Source organism: Brevundimonas sp. SGAir0440, assembly GCF_005484585.1.
Classification (GTDB): Bacteria; Pseudomonadota; Alphaproteobacteria; order Caulobacterales; family Caulobacteraceae; genus Brevundimonas.
The window spans coordinates 1,502,220-1,516,712 of record NZ_CP039435.1; the positions used below are offsets into that span (position 1 = coordinate 1,502,220).

General features: G+C 57.1%; 18 protein-coding genes. 8 read left to right on the top strand and 10 right to left on the bottom strand.

Annotated elements, in window-relative coordinates:
* The first annotated feature begins 823 nt into the window (after positions 1–823).
* Positions 824–1,120: a hypothetical protein gene (locus tag E7T10_RS07365; protein ID WP_137721297.1), complete on the top strand. Its 297-nt coding sequence runs from the start codon at positions 824–826 to the stop codon at positions 1,118–1,120.
* 796 nt (positions 1,121–1,916) lie between these two features.
* Here E7T10_RS07365 and E7T10_RS07370 read toward each other — a convergent pair.
* Positions 1,917–2,678 (bottom strand): hypothetical protein, encoded by a 762-nt coding sequence (locus E7T10_RS07370; protein ID WP_137721298.1) that lies wholly within the window; start codon positions 2,676–2,678, stop codon positions 1,917–1,919.
* Positions 2,679–2,773: 95 nt separating this feature from the next.
* Here E7T10_RS07370 and E7T10_RS07375 point away from each other — a divergent pair, with 95 nt between their 5' ends.
* Together E7T10_RS07375 and terL are read left to right on the top strand one after the other, a co-directional pair.
* Positions 2,774–3,190, top strand: a complete 417-nt coding sequence (locus E7T10_RS07375; protein ID WP_137721299.1) for a hypothetical protein — start codon at positions 2,774–2,776, stop codon at positions 3,188–3,190.
* 214 nt (positions 3,191–3,404) lie between these two features.
* On the top strand, positions 3,405–4,697 hold the full coding sequence (gene terL / locus E7T10_RS07380) for a phage terminase large subunit (protein WP_168189905.1): 1,293 nt from the start codon (positions 3,405–3,407) through the stop codon (positions 4,695–4,697).
* Between the two features lie 27 nt (positions 4,698–4,724).
* Here terL and E7T10_RS07385 read toward each other — a convergent pair whose 3' ends face one another.
* The 7 genes from E7T10_RS07385 to E7T10_RS07415 form a co-directional block, all read right to left on the bottom strand.
* Positions 4,725–5,426: a hypothetical protein gene (locus E7T10_RS07385; protein ID WP_137721301.1), complete on the bottom strand. Its 702-nt coding sequence runs from the start codon at positions 5,424–5,426 to the stop codon at positions 4,725–4,727.
* Positions 5,427–5,497: 71 nt separating this feature from the next.
* Positions 5,498–5,956, bottom strand: a complete 459-nt coding sequence (locus E7T10_RS07390) for a MucR family transcriptional regulator (protein WP_137721302.1) — start codon at positions 5,954–5,956, stop codon at positions 5,498–5,500.
* Positions 5,957–5,962: 6 nt separating this feature from the next.
* Positions 5,963–6,907, bottom strand: a complete 945-nt coding sequence (locus E7T10_RS07395; RefSeq protein ID WP_137721303.1) for an STM4504/CBY_0614 family protein — start codon at positions 6,905–6,907, stop codon at positions 5,963–5,965.
* Positions 6,908–6,910: 3 nt separating this feature from the next.
* On the bottom strand, positions 6,911–7,126 hold the full coding sequence (locus E7T10_RS07400; protein ID WP_137721304.1) for a hypothetical protein: 216 nt from the start codon (positions 7,124–7,126) through the stop codon (positions 6,911–6,913).
* 53 nt (positions 7,127–7,179) lie between these two features.
* The gene (locus E7T10_RS07405; protein WP_137721305.1) at positions 7,180–7,428 is read right to left on the bottom strand and encodes a hypothetical protein; all 249 of its coding nucleotides are present in this window, start codon (positions 7,426–7,428) and stop codon (positions 7,180–7,182) included.
* 81 nt (positions 7,429–7,509) lie between these two features.
* Positions 7,510–8,328, bottom strand: coding sequence for a hypothetical protein (locus E7T10_RS07410; protein ID WP_137721306.1), 819 nt, complete (start codon positions 8,326–8,328; stop codon positions 7,510–7,512).
* A gap of 28 nt (positions 8,329–8,356) precedes the next feature.
* Positions 8,357–8,920, bottom strand: coding sequence for a hypothetical protein (locus tag E7T10_RS07415; RefSeq protein ID WP_137721307.1), 564 nt, complete (start codon positions 8,918–8,920; stop codon positions 8,357–8,359).
* Positions 8,921–8,986: 66 nt separating this feature from the next.
* Here E7T10_RS07415 and E7T10_RS07420 point away from each other — a divergent pair, with 66 nt between their 5' ends.
* From E7T10_RS07420 to E7T10_RS07430, 3 genes are all read left to right on the top strand, one after another.
* Positions 8,987–9,841 (top strand): DUF5677 domain-containing protein, encoded by an 855-nt coding sequence (locus E7T10_RS07420; protein ID WP_137721308.1) that lies wholly within the window; start codon positions 8,987–8,989, stop codon positions 9,839–9,841.
* A 64-nt stretch (positions 9,842–9,905) separates the two neighbouring features.
* Positions 9,906–10,349, top strand: a complete 444-nt coding sequence (locus tag E7T10_RS07425; RefSeq protein ID WP_137721309.1) for a hypothetical protein — start codon at positions 9,906–9,908, stop codon at positions 10,347–10,349.
* 96 nt (positions 10,350–10,445) lie between these two features.
* Positions 10,446–10,814, top strand: a complete 369-nt coding sequence (locus E7T10_RS07430; RefSeq protein ID WP_137721310.1) for a hypothetical protein — start codon at positions 10,446–10,448, stop codon at positions 10,812–10,814.
* Positions 10,815–10,844: 30 nt separating this feature from the next.
* Here E7T10_RS07430 and E7T10_RS07435 read toward each other — a convergent pair whose 3' ends face one another.
* Together E7T10_RS07435 and E7T10_RS07440 are read right to left on the bottom strand one after the other, a co-directional pair.
* Positions 10,845–11,468, bottom strand: coding sequence for a hypothetical protein (locus E7T10_RS07435; protein ID WP_137721311.1), 624 nt, complete (start codon positions 11,466–11,468; stop codon positions 10,845–10,847).
* A gap of 351 nt (positions 11,469–11,819) precedes the next feature.
* The gene (locus E7T10_RS07440) at positions 11,820–12,647 is read right to left on the bottom strand and encodes a recombinase family protein (RefSeq protein WP_210416181.1); all 828 of its coding nucleotides are present in this window, start codon (positions 12,645–12,647) and stop codon (positions 11,820–11,822) included.
* 180 nt (positions 12,648–12,827) lie between these two features.
* On the opposite strand from E7T10_RS07440, the gene E7T10_RS07445 reads away from it, so the two are divergent.
* Positions 12,828–13,109, top strand: coding sequence for a DUF3684 domain-containing protein (locus E7T10_RS07445; protein ID WP_137721312.1), 282 nt, complete (start codon positions 12,828–12,830; stop codon positions 13,107–13,109).
* Entirely contained in the window at positions 13,109–13,963 is an 855-nt protein-coding gene (locus E7T10_RS07450) for a hypothetical protein (protein ID WP_137721313.1), read from the top strand. The genes E7T10_RS07445 and E7T10_RS07450 overlap by 1 nt, the downstream gene beginning before the upstream one ends.
* Positions 13,964–14,493 lie beyond the last annotated feature (530 nt).

Sequence of the window (14,493 nt, forward strand, 5' to 3'; positions counted from 1 at the left end):
CACGTCCATTTTTGACGTAGCCCTTCCTCCGTCGTGACCTTATCCGCCGAAGTTGCTTCGGATGTTAGTTCCGGGCTTCGACAGTGTGCCGGTCGAACTTCGGCTTTGTTGCGGACGCTGTGTTGGTCGTTGCGTTGGTCGCTTCGTCAATGCCAACGACTGCGTGCAACGAGTTGCAATTAACTTCAATTCGTCACTTCGGACGCCAGCATTGCAATCAACTTCATCGTCAGTTCGTTAATGTGCGGGTTATCGTTATCCAAATCCATGTGCATGGTGGTGTTTAGATACGTCAGAATGACGTTGATTAGGTCGTGCTTGATGCGGCGTAGAATGCATATACTTTCACTTTCAGTTTGAAAGTTCGTCAACCGAATGCGTGGACAGTCACGACCTGTTGTTCGTCCACAGGAATACTGCGAGACCCCCTTGTGGCGGGGCCTGAAACATGCTTTACGTCTTGGGTCGGGCGCGCTCGGCAAACAGCCCCCGCACCGAAAGGAACGAGGGCTGATCTGAATGCCAAATCCACCGCCGAGGCCCGGTTGCAACGGGCCGAAGCAGAAGGGAGGGTCACCACATGTGGTGCGCCGTTAGGATATGAGCGGGGCGGTCCTTACGGGGGCCGCCCTTTCTCTGTTATGGCGCAGATGGTTCGGGAAGTCACGCACAAAGTTCGACGCGGCACATTCGAATAATGACGTGCGACAGCCGTTCGGGTATCTTGACTAAATAGAAGTATAGGAACGGCTTGGGGCCAATCCACAGAGTTTCGGACTGTTGGTCGCTCGTTGCACGGGCGCGTGTCTGAAAGCCTCGGAAGGTGCCCCAAGCCCTTCCGAGGCTTTTTCTATTTGTGGACCCCATGACTACTTCGAACCGTAAAAATAAGCTGTCGCCCAAGCGCGACTTCTCCGACCGATCCAAGGCAAAGCCGTCCACGGCTGGCCAAGGTTTGTTCGCTGCGGAACTCGAAGCGAAACACGGCAAGCCCGAGGCAAAAGAGAAAGTCCGGGGCGGTAAGCTGCGGGCGCGGTCTGGATCGGTGACCACCATCACCGGCGCAGAGGCTGCGGCCATCGCGGCGAAATATATGGCGGCTCAACCGGGCGCGCTGTAAGGTCAGATTATCGGGTTTGTTGGTTCCCCAAAGACCACCTTGGCAAAGTTCATTGGCAACGACATACGCTCAAGGGGTCTATAGTTGGTCACCCCTCCAACAAAACAGGACCGGGACTTTAGGCTGTGAAAGACCAGCCGCCTGACCGGGGCGATGAAGCCAGAGCGGGCTTAAGAGGTATACACCGGAAGGATGGCAAGGGGTCGCGCCCACCTACCTTCTGCGGCTCCCTCGGAATGTGACGGCCTGACCGTCGCGAAAGAGCTATTAGAAAGAAGACGTGCGCTGTCCACATGGTGACAACACGTCTGCTGAATCCCCTTGTTATTTTCCTTGCTCGGGGCAGCGCGGCGAGATGCAAACTCGCTAACCGTTTTGTCGATAACGACCACCCGCCGGGCAACTACCTCGAAAAGATCACTGCGAACGCAAATCCCTTGGATGCCTACCGGACCCGCAAGGGATACCGGGGCAGTCGGACAGGAAGACCGCTTCACGGCTGGAATACAGGGAAACCGCCAGCCAAGCCCGCAAGGGCCTCTGGGGCGTAGGAAACCAAGTGCATGGAACTTGTAAGTCTCTCCCCCTCAAGGTTGCTTCGATTGTTGAAGTGATCTTGGGGGGGAGAAAACTGTGTCTGGCATGGATTATTGCACTTCAGAGAATTGCTTGAAGTGGATGATCTGAAGATTGAACAAAGCAGAACGAAGCGACGGAGCGAAGGCTTGCCGAAGCGAACGCGCAAGTGATGCCGGTGGGCGCCAAGCCCGCCGACACACACCTTCCGCTAACCTGATTAGTCTTCCGAAGTCTGCGATCTGTCCGTGATTGCCAGTGGAGCCGACTTCGTTGTCATGGGAGTGAGTTGGATGCGGCTCATCCAGTCAGTCGCCTCCGCAGTGGCTTCCGCCATGTCTTTCAAGACCGAGTGGGCTGGTCCGTCGAGAGCATCGTAAGTGGCCGTGACGCCACCGGGTATCGTGAGGACTTGCGCCATCAGCCATGCCGTCCTCATGACGTTGATGCTACCTCTACCGTTCAATTCATCTTCGATCTCTTGCAGCTTACGAAGCATGTCCTTCTTTTTGGACGGCTTCAGGGTCGAGTTTTCGATTTGCTCGCGCACCCGCTGGAAATCGGACTTCAGCTTTTTGGCTGCTTTCGCGGTGACCAAAATCCGGGTCTCCGCTTGCCTCTTACGCAACGCCGCTTTCGTGCGGGCGTGGAACAGATTCAGCTTCGCATCAAAAGCATCAGCATCGGTTTCTTGGAAATCGGACCAACCTTTTATTTCGTCGTCTTCAAACTCGGTGACCTCCTCTGCTTTGGCCGCGCCAAGCAGAGCGGTTTGTATTTCGTAGCGAAGATACAGAACGCTGGATGAGTTGACGCCATACTCTTCACGGGCGTTGGCAATCCGAGGCTCGATATTCAGTTTGGCAATGTCGAGTAGTCGCACAAAGCGTTCGTCAGGGTCGTCGCCGAGCGCGTCCCAATCTTCGTCCTTGATAAGGTCGTTAAGCTTCATCCAGATTTCATGAACGGGTTCGCCGATCATGTCGAGATATGACCGGCCACTCAACTCGACTTCTGACCGGCCCAAAGCACCCCCGCCGATAAATACCTGCAAACCAAATGCAGGAGGGTTTCCGCATGGCTGGAAATCACGGGGGCGCCCGACCCGGCGCGGGTCGCAAGCCCGGCTCTACCAACAGCGCAAATTCAGCTTCCAAGATTCGGGAGCGCATCACCGAGCAGCACGCCGCGCTGAAGAACGCCGACACCGGACAGCCCTTGTTCGATGACGACGTGCTGAACAGCGACCCGCTTTCGACCATCGAACTGTATCGCAAGGTGCACCTTCAGGACTTCGCCTCGAATGGCGACATCGGCGCGCTGAAGGAAGCCATGATGGCCGCTCGCGAGGCGGCCCCATACTTCCACGCGAAGCGTCAGAGCATCGTCCAAGAGAACATCAATACGAACCCCGCAGAGGAAAAGACCGAAGCGGAACTGATGGCCGACGTTTTCGGCTCAACCGCGCGTCCGAATGTCGAACGCCCTAACTGATAAGCAGCTTGATCAGCTTCGATCCGCGCGTGACCCCGAGTTCCTGAAGACCCTGACGGCGGACCAGCGGGCCGCCCTGAAGGTGCTGCATAAGCGCGCCCTCAAGCAGGACTTGGAGTATTTCGCAGAGAGCGTCGCCCCGGCCTTCGTCAAAGACCACGAGGACGCGACCCCGGCCCGACATCACCGCCTGATGCTTCATCACCTGAAGCGCGTGGCGTCGGGCGAGTGTCGGCGCCTGATGATCTTCTGCCCGCCGGGCGTGGCGAAATCGACCTACGGCGTGCGGATTTTCACGCCGTTCTATCTGGCCAATAACCCCAAGACCAAGGCCATCGTCACATCGTCCAGCCAAAAGCTGGCGTGGCAACACAGCGACTGGATCAAGTCGCTGCTGAATATGAACGCCGATGCCCTCGGGACGAAGGCGGTCAACGATAGCCGTGAACTCTGGAATACCGACAACGGCTGCGAACTTCTGGCCGTATCGTCTGGCCAAGCCTTTCAGGGCTTCCGCGCCGATCTGGCGTTCATTGACGACCCGGTCGGCGGAATCGAGGACGTGAAGTCCGACCAGCTTCGCGACAACCTTTGGGAATGGTTCAACGCCAACCTGCTTGGTCGTGTCACGCCCTCGGGGCGGATCGTCATCATCATGACGCGCTGGCACGACGACGACTTGGCCGGGCGCCTGATCAAGCTGGCGAAGGATAGCGGCGACGATCAAGACTGGACCGTGCTTTCGCTCCCCGCGATCTGGGAAGAGGAAGAGGAAGAGGACGAACCGGAATGGCCCAAGGGCCTCGGTCGGACCCACGGCGAACTGATCTGGCCGGGCTACCAGACCGCCGATTTCTACAAAGAGAAGCGGCGAGGGGACGAATTCACCTTTCAAGCGATGTATCAGTGCAACCCGCTTCCGCCGGGAGGTGCTGTCTTCCGCGCCAACCTGCTGAAGCCGGTCGATGCTGCGTCTGCCCATGTCCGCAAGGTCGTTCGGGCTTGGGACTTGGCGGCGACAACCAAACGCGGCTCTGACTGGACGGTCGGGGTCAAGATGCAGTTGGACAACCGGGGCCAATACACCATCCTCGATGTCGTCAGGATCAAGGGCGGCCCGGAAGAGGTCCGCAGCACCATCCTGAACACCGCCGCAGCCGATGGCCGGGGCGTCTACATCTCCCTACCAAAAGACCCCGGACAGGCGGGCGTCGCACAGGTTCGCGATTTCACCAACGCGCTGGCTGGCTACGTCGTGGAAGCGACCCCCGAGACAGGTTCGAAGGTTGACCGCGCGCGGCCCTATGCAGCGCAGATGAACGCCGAAAACGTCTCGATGATCGTGGCGCCGTGGAACAAGGATTTCACCGACGAACACGCGGGCTTCCCGAACCTGAAGCATGACGACCAAGTGGACGCGGCCTCCCGCGCCTTCGGTTGTTTGCTGGATTTGCCCGCTTTCGTGCAAAAGCCAACATGGAGCTACAGTAAAGGGATGGGTCGGTAAGAGTGGGTGTCGCGAGTATTAGGGATTTTATCCCACGCGCTGGTCGGCAAGCCACAATCCCCAAGAGCGAGCTTCGTCCATTGTGGCGAAGGTGACTCGCTCAAAGGTGTATGGCTTGCCCGAAAGCGTGATGGTGAGCGTGGGAGGACCGGCCACTACCCGTGTGTCCTGCTGTTTGGTCACGACCGTCTTGATCTGCGATGTTGTGGCGGCGCCACTGACAGCCCCTACGACCGCACCCGCCGGGCCGAGTAGGACGCCGCCGACCAAAGCGCGCCCGATACTCGACTTTTTCTTCGCAACGGAAACAGGCGTCGATACTGTCCGTGTATAGGTTTCGATCACATCGTCTTGGGTCACCGTGACATCAACGATGTCTCGAAAATTGACGATCACGTCTTTCTCCGGGGCAAACTTCATACCCTCTGAAAAATCAACGCCAGTCCCGATAAAATGTGAAGGAGGCGTTTTCCATGAAGCTATACGAATGCCGCCGGGCACTTCTCCGATGGCTTTCTCTGTTTGATCGTCAGAATAAAACCAAGGTTCGGTGCCGAAGTGGTCGGCAATATATTTTGCCCTGTCGCTTTCGAACGCCTCGCGATTCGCTTGTGCTTTAGCGTCAATGTCGGCCCGATGAGCCTCTAATTGATCGCTGCCCGCGTTGTAGAGATAAGCCAACCCTCCAATCGCGAAAATCACTACAATCCAGAATATCGTCCAACCCATAGCCATCCCCGATGTGAGCCGCTGCAATCATGCCTTGCAGAGCCTTCAAAGGGAATGGTCGCTGTCGAGTGTTATTTCGGGCTTGTCTTCGAGGCTTTCGTTTTTGTTGATTGTGCCGATTTGCGGCCACCGGCGCCCAACCCCATGGACTTGGCCAGCGCAGAGCGCGCCGCAGCGTAGTTTGGAGCGACCATTGGGTAATCCTTCGGGAGGCCCCACTTCTCGCGATATTCCGCAGGGGTCAGGCCCTTCAGAGCAAGTGACCGCTTCATGGACTTGTAGCGTTTGCCGTCTTCGAAGCTGATCAGGAAGTCGCCGGTGATGCTCTTTCTGATGCCCGCAGCATTAGGCCGAATGATGGTGTCTTGGGGTTCAGTAGGAGCAGGCGAACCTACACCGTTCAAAGCCCCGTGAATCGCTGAAATCAAGGCGGGCAGTTCGCTTGCCGGAATACTGTTATTGCTGACGAAAGCAGATACGATGTCCGCAGTCATTTCCAGCAATACAGTTTGTTCGTTCGTGTCGATCATGGCGTCCTACGGATTTGCTGCGTGATGTTCTGCAAGAAACAAAATCAAAGCTGCGGTCTGGTGTAGCTGCAAGCTGGCGAAGTGGCGAGGGACATTTCGGGCGACGGCCCCGGCGCCATGCCCTGCCATCTTATTACGCATCACGGGGACGGCAGTCTCCAGAAGACTTCGTAGGGCAGTGAATTCGTTCTGCAACGCTGGCTCAATAAAGCCCGATGCATATGCCGCATCGAGCATCTTTTTTGCGGTATCGGTAGGGCCGATAGCCCACCCACGTTTTCCGCCGATGATCTTTAGGACGCTTTCAAACGCTTTATTACACTCGACAAGACAAGTCTCGTAGTCTTTAGATCGGTAGGCAGAGTGTGCAGCAAGAAACTCCTTTTCAGCGGATGCATATTGTTTTTCGGCCAGCAAAGTCAGGGCCGGAACCACGACCGTTGAATGAACGGCCTGTGAATCCATCCGAATTATTTGTCCGCCATGGAACTGATAGCCTATCCCGGCCTCTATAAGGCGAGCATTCATCTCTGCCATCGCCTCGTCAGGCGGGGTCAAGGGATTATCCATGTTCCGAAAACGATATGGGTCGTCTTTAACGGACTGCATGGCGTGGAAACCGAGTTCAAGTCCGTCCAAGACATATTCAATTCGTTTTTCGTTCAGAAACCAATTGAAGAATTCTTGTGCATCATTATGCCCATCATATTCCTGAGATGGTGGGAGTATAAAAACTCCGAGTTCTTTACGAACTATCCTTACCATGTCTCGATATAGTGGAACGCTGGGTGAAGCGACATACCCCTGTTCGTAGAACTCGCCGATACATTCCCTGACTATTTGGACAAATTGCACTCGAACTGTGATTGGGATGTCGTCGTATTGGTAGACATCTGAACCCGTCTTTTGAGCCTGACGTTTCCGGCGGGAAAAAAGGTTTATCAACGGCATAGGTCAGCCTTGCTTCGCATGAGCGTTTAACAGGCTTTCTACAACAGCATCCTTCGAGCCGTATTCATCTTTTAAGATGTCAAGAACAACCTGCGCCTCGGGTGATAGCCATATAGTCACTTTCTTCATCCCGGCGTCAGTGCGCTTTTTGTGATATGCCGCAGACGCACGGCGCCGGGCGTCCGTGGGTCCAACCTTGGGTTTGGATTCGTCGGTCATAGCCTCTGCATGCCGCAGGGCCATCAGGTCCACAAGGTCCAAGGGCTGGCAGGTCACGCAGCCACCGGGCCATTCGACCGCGTGATGAAGTCGAAATCCCAACCGGCGGCGTAGGCGGCTGCGAACTTGCGAACCTTCGCGGCCGAAGCGGCGAAGCCACGTTCGCGGCCGGTGTAGCGGCACTTCAGACCGTCATGGATCAGACGTTCGGCCCGACCCTTCCACGGACCCTCGCTGTGGGTCTGGACGATGAAGTTGCCCTTCGAGTAGCGAGCCGGGGTGATGGTGTAAGGGACGGCCATGTCGTTCTCGCTGTATGTGCTGGCACATGTATGCTGGCACATAGCAAAGAGGTCAAGTGGAAAAATGCCAGCACATACGAATTAGCTGGCTTCAGTGTCCGCAGACTCCCAAGGCCAACGGCCATCATCGTTGGCCATTCGACGCCACCCCGCCTTGTAGTCATGCAGGTCCGCGCCAAGACCAATATGGGCCGTGTGGACGTAGCCCCTGAAATGGCGCGCGAACTGGTTGGCCGCGTCATAGTCTGCGAACACGATGCAAAACTGACCCCGCAGTTTCGGACCCTTCGCGATCTTGGCACGGCCCTCAAGCCGTTGTTCTTTGATCGCCCACGCCGACAGCTTGAGCCAATCCGGGTTATCGAATCGGATCGTCGGCCACCGGTGCCAGACCGGCCCGTCAAAAGCCGCATCGGGATTGACCGAAGCTTCGTAGCCCTGAAGCCAGAACATCAGGTCCGTTTCGTTGTCGATGCCCATGGCCAAGGCGTCATTATAGACTTCCTCGGTCATGCGGTGGCCCCACAGATACCAGCCACCAGAGTCCGACCGCACGCCGCCCTTGAAGGCTTGGCGATAGACGTGCGCGCGTCCCCCGATGCGGTGCTGCTGGCCATTCTCGCGCCAATGTTCAGAAGTCGCGGTGTTGTTGGTCGCCATCGCCAGAACAACCGCGTCGGTTTTGCTGTGGACCTCAACCCAAATCCCGCCGTGTTCGCCCTCATTCACAATGAAGTCGGACAGGCCCGCAGCCGTCAGGGTTTGGCGCATGGCTTGCGCTTGATCACCAGAGGGCTGGCCATTCGATTTGAAGATGAAAGAGATTTGGTCGGCGGGCATGAAGGCTCCGATCTGTTCAAGATGATAGATTGTCTCACAGCTTCCCCGACTGTCATCCATATTTGCCGTGAGACGGGGACAGGGCTGGTCAGTGGTAAGCTGACCAGTAGACAGGGCGGCCATTCCACAGGGTGGCGGTGCGAACGCTGTCGATGCGAACGCCATATTCGCCGACACGACGCAGCAGGGGTTCGCCAACGAACTCGCCAGCCATCGGCACGACCTGACCACGGTCGCCGCCGTCCGTCGTCACATTGCCCTTGATCTTGCGGACCTCGACCGACGACGTGGTGACGCGCGCGACCTCATACCAATCGACGTTCGTTTGCTCATATCCCCACGAAGCGCAGAGGATGTGACCCACGGTCAGGGAATGACCACCAGCACGCTTGGCCTTTTTCTCGGCCTTACGGGCGGCAATGCCAGCAGCCGAAGCGAAGTAGGTCGTCACAGCGCGTTCACGGGCCAGAGCCGAACCGTAGCGGATGCGGAAGTCAGGCTTGATGCGACGACCGGCGAAACCCATGGCGCAAAGGGCGCCGACCGCATTCGTGTAGACGTAGACCACAGCGTCAGAGTTCTTCGCAGCGATCTTGATGGCGCCCGAAGGGGCTTGGACGGCGCGGGCTTGTTCAACAGTGGCGGTGGTCATCGCTTCGTTCCTTCGTATGTGCTGGCACATGTATGCTGGCACATATCAAAGGCGTCAAGCGGAAATATGCTGGCACATACTTTTTGGTTCTCGGGCCGTCTGTGGGATAACAATGACATGAAGCCTTTCGACCTCGAAGACCTCCCGCCTGACATCATCGAAAGCGTGCGGGATCGGCTTCTTGATCAGTCCATGCGGGTCGATGGCTTCTTGTCGCCCATGCTGGCCTTGGATGCTGCAAACCAGACAGAACCACATCGAGAATGGTTCGCGGTGGCTCAAGACCTTAACCGGCTGTCGCTGTTGCTCTGGCAGGACACAGAAGGCCGAGGCATTTGGCTTGGCCCTGACGCTCTGGTGGTTCGCCTCATCGCCAGATCAAACGACACGTTTGCCGGTGCCATCATCCTCGCGGAACGGGGCTTGACCATCGAAAGCCAGAACCTGTCGCGGGTAATTTACGAATGCGCGTTCTGGATCGGCTACTTCATCAAGAATCGCGAGGCGGCGGCTGAAGCTCTCTTGGAAGATGACCAGTTCTCGCGGGTCAAGCTCGGCTTGGAACCGCTCGGCGAAAGAAAGGGAAAAGGTAAGCGGGCGCCTCAACCACAAACGCTGTCAGAACGCGCTGAAATGGGGGACGATTATCAGTTTTATTCAGCACTATGCGGTATCGCCGGGCACGCCTCCGTGTCGTCCCTCGGTCACTATGGGGCAGGGCATGAAGACGGGTCGTTTGGCCTGTCCTTCGGTCCCGACATTGACGGGATGCCTCGCGCCCTCTGGTTTGCTATCCGGGCACAGATCGTGGCCCTTCGAAAGTTCTCGATAGCAGCCCGGAATGGCGCAGAAGCCTATGAAGTAGCGATCAGCAACATCGAACAGCGTTGGTTCGCCCTATCGCAGTCGATGCCACAATGAGACCCCGTAGAGCGAGCCGTCTGGCCATACGGCTGCGGTTGGGCGATGGAAGGGGACAACCAAGATGCTTTTGACCTTGCTCGCGCTGGCCGCGCTCAACGATCCCGTGACCATCTTCACCGGCGTCGAAATAGGCGACAGTTCGCAGGAAGTGGCGCGCGTCATGTCTGGCACCCTGTCCGACATCAGCGGCAAGCCGGGGTCGCAGATATACCTTGGACAGGACGGACATGTGCAGTTCTGCAACGGACGGGCCGTCAGCATACAAAGGAAGATCGGCCGCGACCTGCATGCCTACACGGACAGCGTTCAGGACAAGACCAACGAAATCGGCGAACCCACTATGACCGCGCGGCACTATCGGACAGCCAGCGGGGAAGTCAGCACCCTCGGGGCACAGTGGGAGATTGGCGAAAACGTCGTCTACAGCTTCGGGGCGATGGTCACTGCAAACGGTCCTGTCGAAGTCACAGAACAGTTGGCGGTGACCGGCTTCCCCTGCGAATAGGCGTCAGCACTTCGGCCCCTTCCATTTACCAAAAGCCGCAAGCGAAAGTTGAAGGGCATCAGCGCAATCAGAAGTTCAGCCGATAGGAATGAACCCATGAAGACCATCGCCGCCACCGCCGCTCTTATCTGCATCGCTACCGCCGCGAACGCTCAGACCCTCACGCGCCAAGATCAAAACATCCTTGGTTCGCCTGACGCCGTGCGAACCTCCGTCGCGATGAAGATCAACATGGGGTCAATCAGCGACACCGACATAACGTCCGCCTCGCTGCATCGTCGCGATGGCAAGCACTACGTTTGCGGGACTATGAACTTCAGAGGACAACCGCAAAGGTTCGTTCTGTCCTACGCACACAACGGCCCGTCAGGACGCGAGTTCGGGTCTGGTCCTCACCAAGCGTTTGTAGAGTTCTACAACGCCCAATGCGGCGCCCGGACGAAGCTTGGCGATTTCGACCTGTAGGGTCGAAGGCAAAGCTCCAACAGCGTGGGTTCAGTTTTCAGGACGCTTCCATGGTGGCGCAGTGTCTTCAACCTCTTGCGCTGAACGTGGTGTCCACGAACCCGCGCCGTAGCTGCGAGAGTGACTGTATGTCCCATTGCTGTGATGGAACTGAAGCTGTTCGCGCTCTTCTTCAAGCGCATAATAACGAGAAACGAGATCATTAAGGCGAGGCATATCGACGGTTCTGGTCGGGTCCGCCTCAATCGCTCTGCCAACATCGCGCGATAGCCAATATATTTCGCTACTGCCGACTTCTGAAGGTCTACCCAAACCGGCTGCATTCGACATAGCAGTCAGTTCAGATTTTATGTCATCCATTCTTGAAGCCGACTCGGCATCGAATGTCTTGTGGTGTTTCTCAAGAACGCCGTATGCAAAAGCATCAACTGCTTTTGCGAGCGTGCCTTCGTTTTTGTCAGGAATTATTTCGGGCTGCGAGCCAACGAGTATGCGGAACTGAATCGAACCTGTCTCATCGTCTGAGCCGTAGTGCATTGTATACGTCGAAACACAGGTAACAGCTTCGCGTTTTTGCTCTGAACCCCTGATGTATATAGGTCGTCGTTCGACAAAAGACGTGTCAGTGATTTCGAACGACACGAGGTCGGTCATCTTATCTGTGTGATCGTTATTTGAGCTATGAAAGCCCAAGTCCCATAAGGCGAGCGCGGTCGCTTCTGTCGTGCAGAGCTTGTCGCCTGACGCTCTTTCGGGTGCTTCCGCAGATCGAGAGCCTGATTGCTCCGCTTGCGAGCAAGCCGCGACCGCTACGCATGCAGACGTAAGCAAACCGAAATATCGGATTTTCATAGTTTCCCCCGGCGCGAATCTCCAAGCCGCGCTCTCCAGATAATATGGCAGATTTTTCGCAGGGTCACATCGCTCGCGAGCGTCTCTGCAACTTGGTGGGCTTATTCACAGGCCCTCCCGCGCGTCCAAGACATTGAAAGATAAATCAGAGATTCAAGGCGCCCGTTTCTCGGCTCTTGCGACGGTCATGGGCGACCACTGGGCGCCCTTGGGGGTGGGAATGCCCAAACTGTTCAGATGGTCCGCAGTTTGTTGCAGCGTCATTCCGCTGGACCGTGCGAGGGCGATGGCGGGCATAACCTTCGCGGCGTAATCGTCCGCAGCTTTCTTCCGGGCGATCTTCGACGCCTCGCGCATCGTCTCGGGGATGCCTCTGGACGATCCGAGGCGGGTGATGACGTTGCCTTTCTTGCTGACGTGCTGACCCTCGCTGGCGATCCTTGCCTTGATCGACCCAAGAGCGGCCTTCGTGCGTGCGCTGATGGCCTCGCGTTCCTGCTGCGCCACGGCGGCCATGATGTGGACGGTGAAGCGGTTGGCCGTGGGCATGTCACAGGCGACGAACTCAACGCCAGCCTTCTCCAACCCTGACAGGAAGTGGACATCACGGCTCAACCTGTCGAGTTTCGCGATCAGCAGCTTGGCGCCGGTGGCCTTACACATGGCGATGGCCTTGAACATCTCGGGACGGTCGTCCTTGCCGCCGCTCTCGACCTCTTCGAAGCTGGCCACGACCTCCCACTGACCGCCGTTCAAATAGGCATCCACAGCCCTCTTCTGCGCTTCCATGCCCAGACCTTCGATGCCTTGGGATGCGCGGGATACTCTATAGTAGGTGACAAACTTGCCGTTCATGGTCGTGGTCCTCGGGGGTGATGACCTATTTATCATCACGCCAACACCCGTCTGTGTGGTGTTAAAGATATGCCAGCACATATCGTGCTCGTCAATATCCAAATCTGCTGGCACATCGTCGCTCAACGCTGATGGACGATCACCCGAGGATGGCCGAACGGTCGCGCATGCGTCAGTGCAAGCATCAGAGGGCCGGAAGGGCGGGGTAGGTCTGTGGCCAGCGCGCGGCGCCCGGCGGCAAGGTGTCAGACCAAATTTTCCAAAATTTTTGATTTATAGTCACGCCCTAACATTCGAGGAATCGTCGTGGCCAAGCATTGGAAGATCGTCGGGATCGACAGTCTAAAACCGTTCTTCGAACAGTTGGTCCCCTTCGGCCAGATCACTGAACAGCAGATGGTCGAACTGCTAAAGCGGTTGGCTTCGAAGCACCTGACAGAGGGCGAACTGATCGACTGCGCGAAACGTGGCAACGTCGTCGGCCACCGTGACCTGCTACGGGTGGAGAGTGACACAAGGCCGGGATCGGTCCTGCTCTACACCACGCTCGATCCGCACTATCTGGCGACTGTGGTGGACGTTTTCTGATGCCGTTCGTCCTTTCCAGAACATCAAACGTCGGCACATCCCACCCGACAGTCGCCCGCCTGATGTTGCAGACCAGCGACATTCTTGACGCTGCGGGGCTGAGGCAGGAACAGAAAGACGAACTCAATACGATCTTCTACAAAGAGCTACAGCCTGTTCTGCTTGAGTGCTGGAACATCCGCGACAGTCTGGCCAAGGAGGTCGCCGAGTGTCTTGAGGTCTGCGAGGTTGACCTGAGAGACAGCCGGATCGTCCGCTTGCAGTCCGTGAACCAGCTTGAACAGCGGGCTGAAAATTTCCTCTACCAAGCGAAGAACTACCTGCGGAACACGCTGCGGGTTTGGAACTGGTTCCATGGGACAGAGTTCGCCGACGCCTCGGCCTACATACCGGTCAAAAAGGAAACGCAGTCGAAGCTTGAACAGTGGGCGGTTGAAGCTTTTGGTGCTGACGACCCTCGCACCATGCTGATCCAGTCCAAACAGAAATGGGCTGCGCCGGTGATCCGCATGCGAAACGCTTTGGAGCATCCCGGCGGTTTCAGCGGAAAGGTATATTTCGAGAACATCACTATGAAGGGCAACGAGGTCCATGTTCCGACATGGTGCCGGAACGACGAAGAGCCGACGGCGATGATCGGCTGCATGACCAGCTTGGTCGAAGATATGCTGGCCATGGGCGAGGACATTTTGGCCGTGAACATTGAGCCTCGGCTACGGCCCATGTTCGGCCTCTACGAAATTCCCGTAGAGAACCGTGATCCGCAGCAGCCCGCCCGGTTGCGTGTGAGGCCGACGCCCGAGTTCATGGCCAAGATGAGGGAAAGCAGCCGGGGCAACCCTCCTCATGCATAAGTGGGCCTTTCTACTTGGCTTGCTGGTGGCTGTGGCTGGTTGTCAGATGCCGGATGCACCGACGCTCGCAAAGCAACGACGCTTGGTGAATGAACTTGAGCGGTCCGACGAACCTGTGTGCGACGACTCGCCATTAAAGTTTGGTGCGAGTGCGTGTCTTCGGTTGAAGGCGGCTTTCTGGGACGACCGCAGCCGTCGTGCTGCGGCCGCATACGAACAGTGGGGCTTAGTAGCCGCGAACAAGGCCAATCGATTGAAGCGGAAGTGGGATGAGAAAAGGGCTGAATGCGAAGCCGATGGCGAGGCCGGATCGTGGGGCGTTGAGTCCTGTAAACACGGTGTCGCACTCGGCCGCGCTGCCATCCTTACGGTTTGGCTCAAGACCAAAACTGGAAACTGACTCACTTACACGCATTAGTGCACGATAGGGCATTGACGCACGGGGCTACACTATGCTTAAAGGCGGTCGGCAACGCACTTCAGCGCGGGGCCGCCTCCAACGCCGTTGGGGGTTTTTTCAAACGGAATAG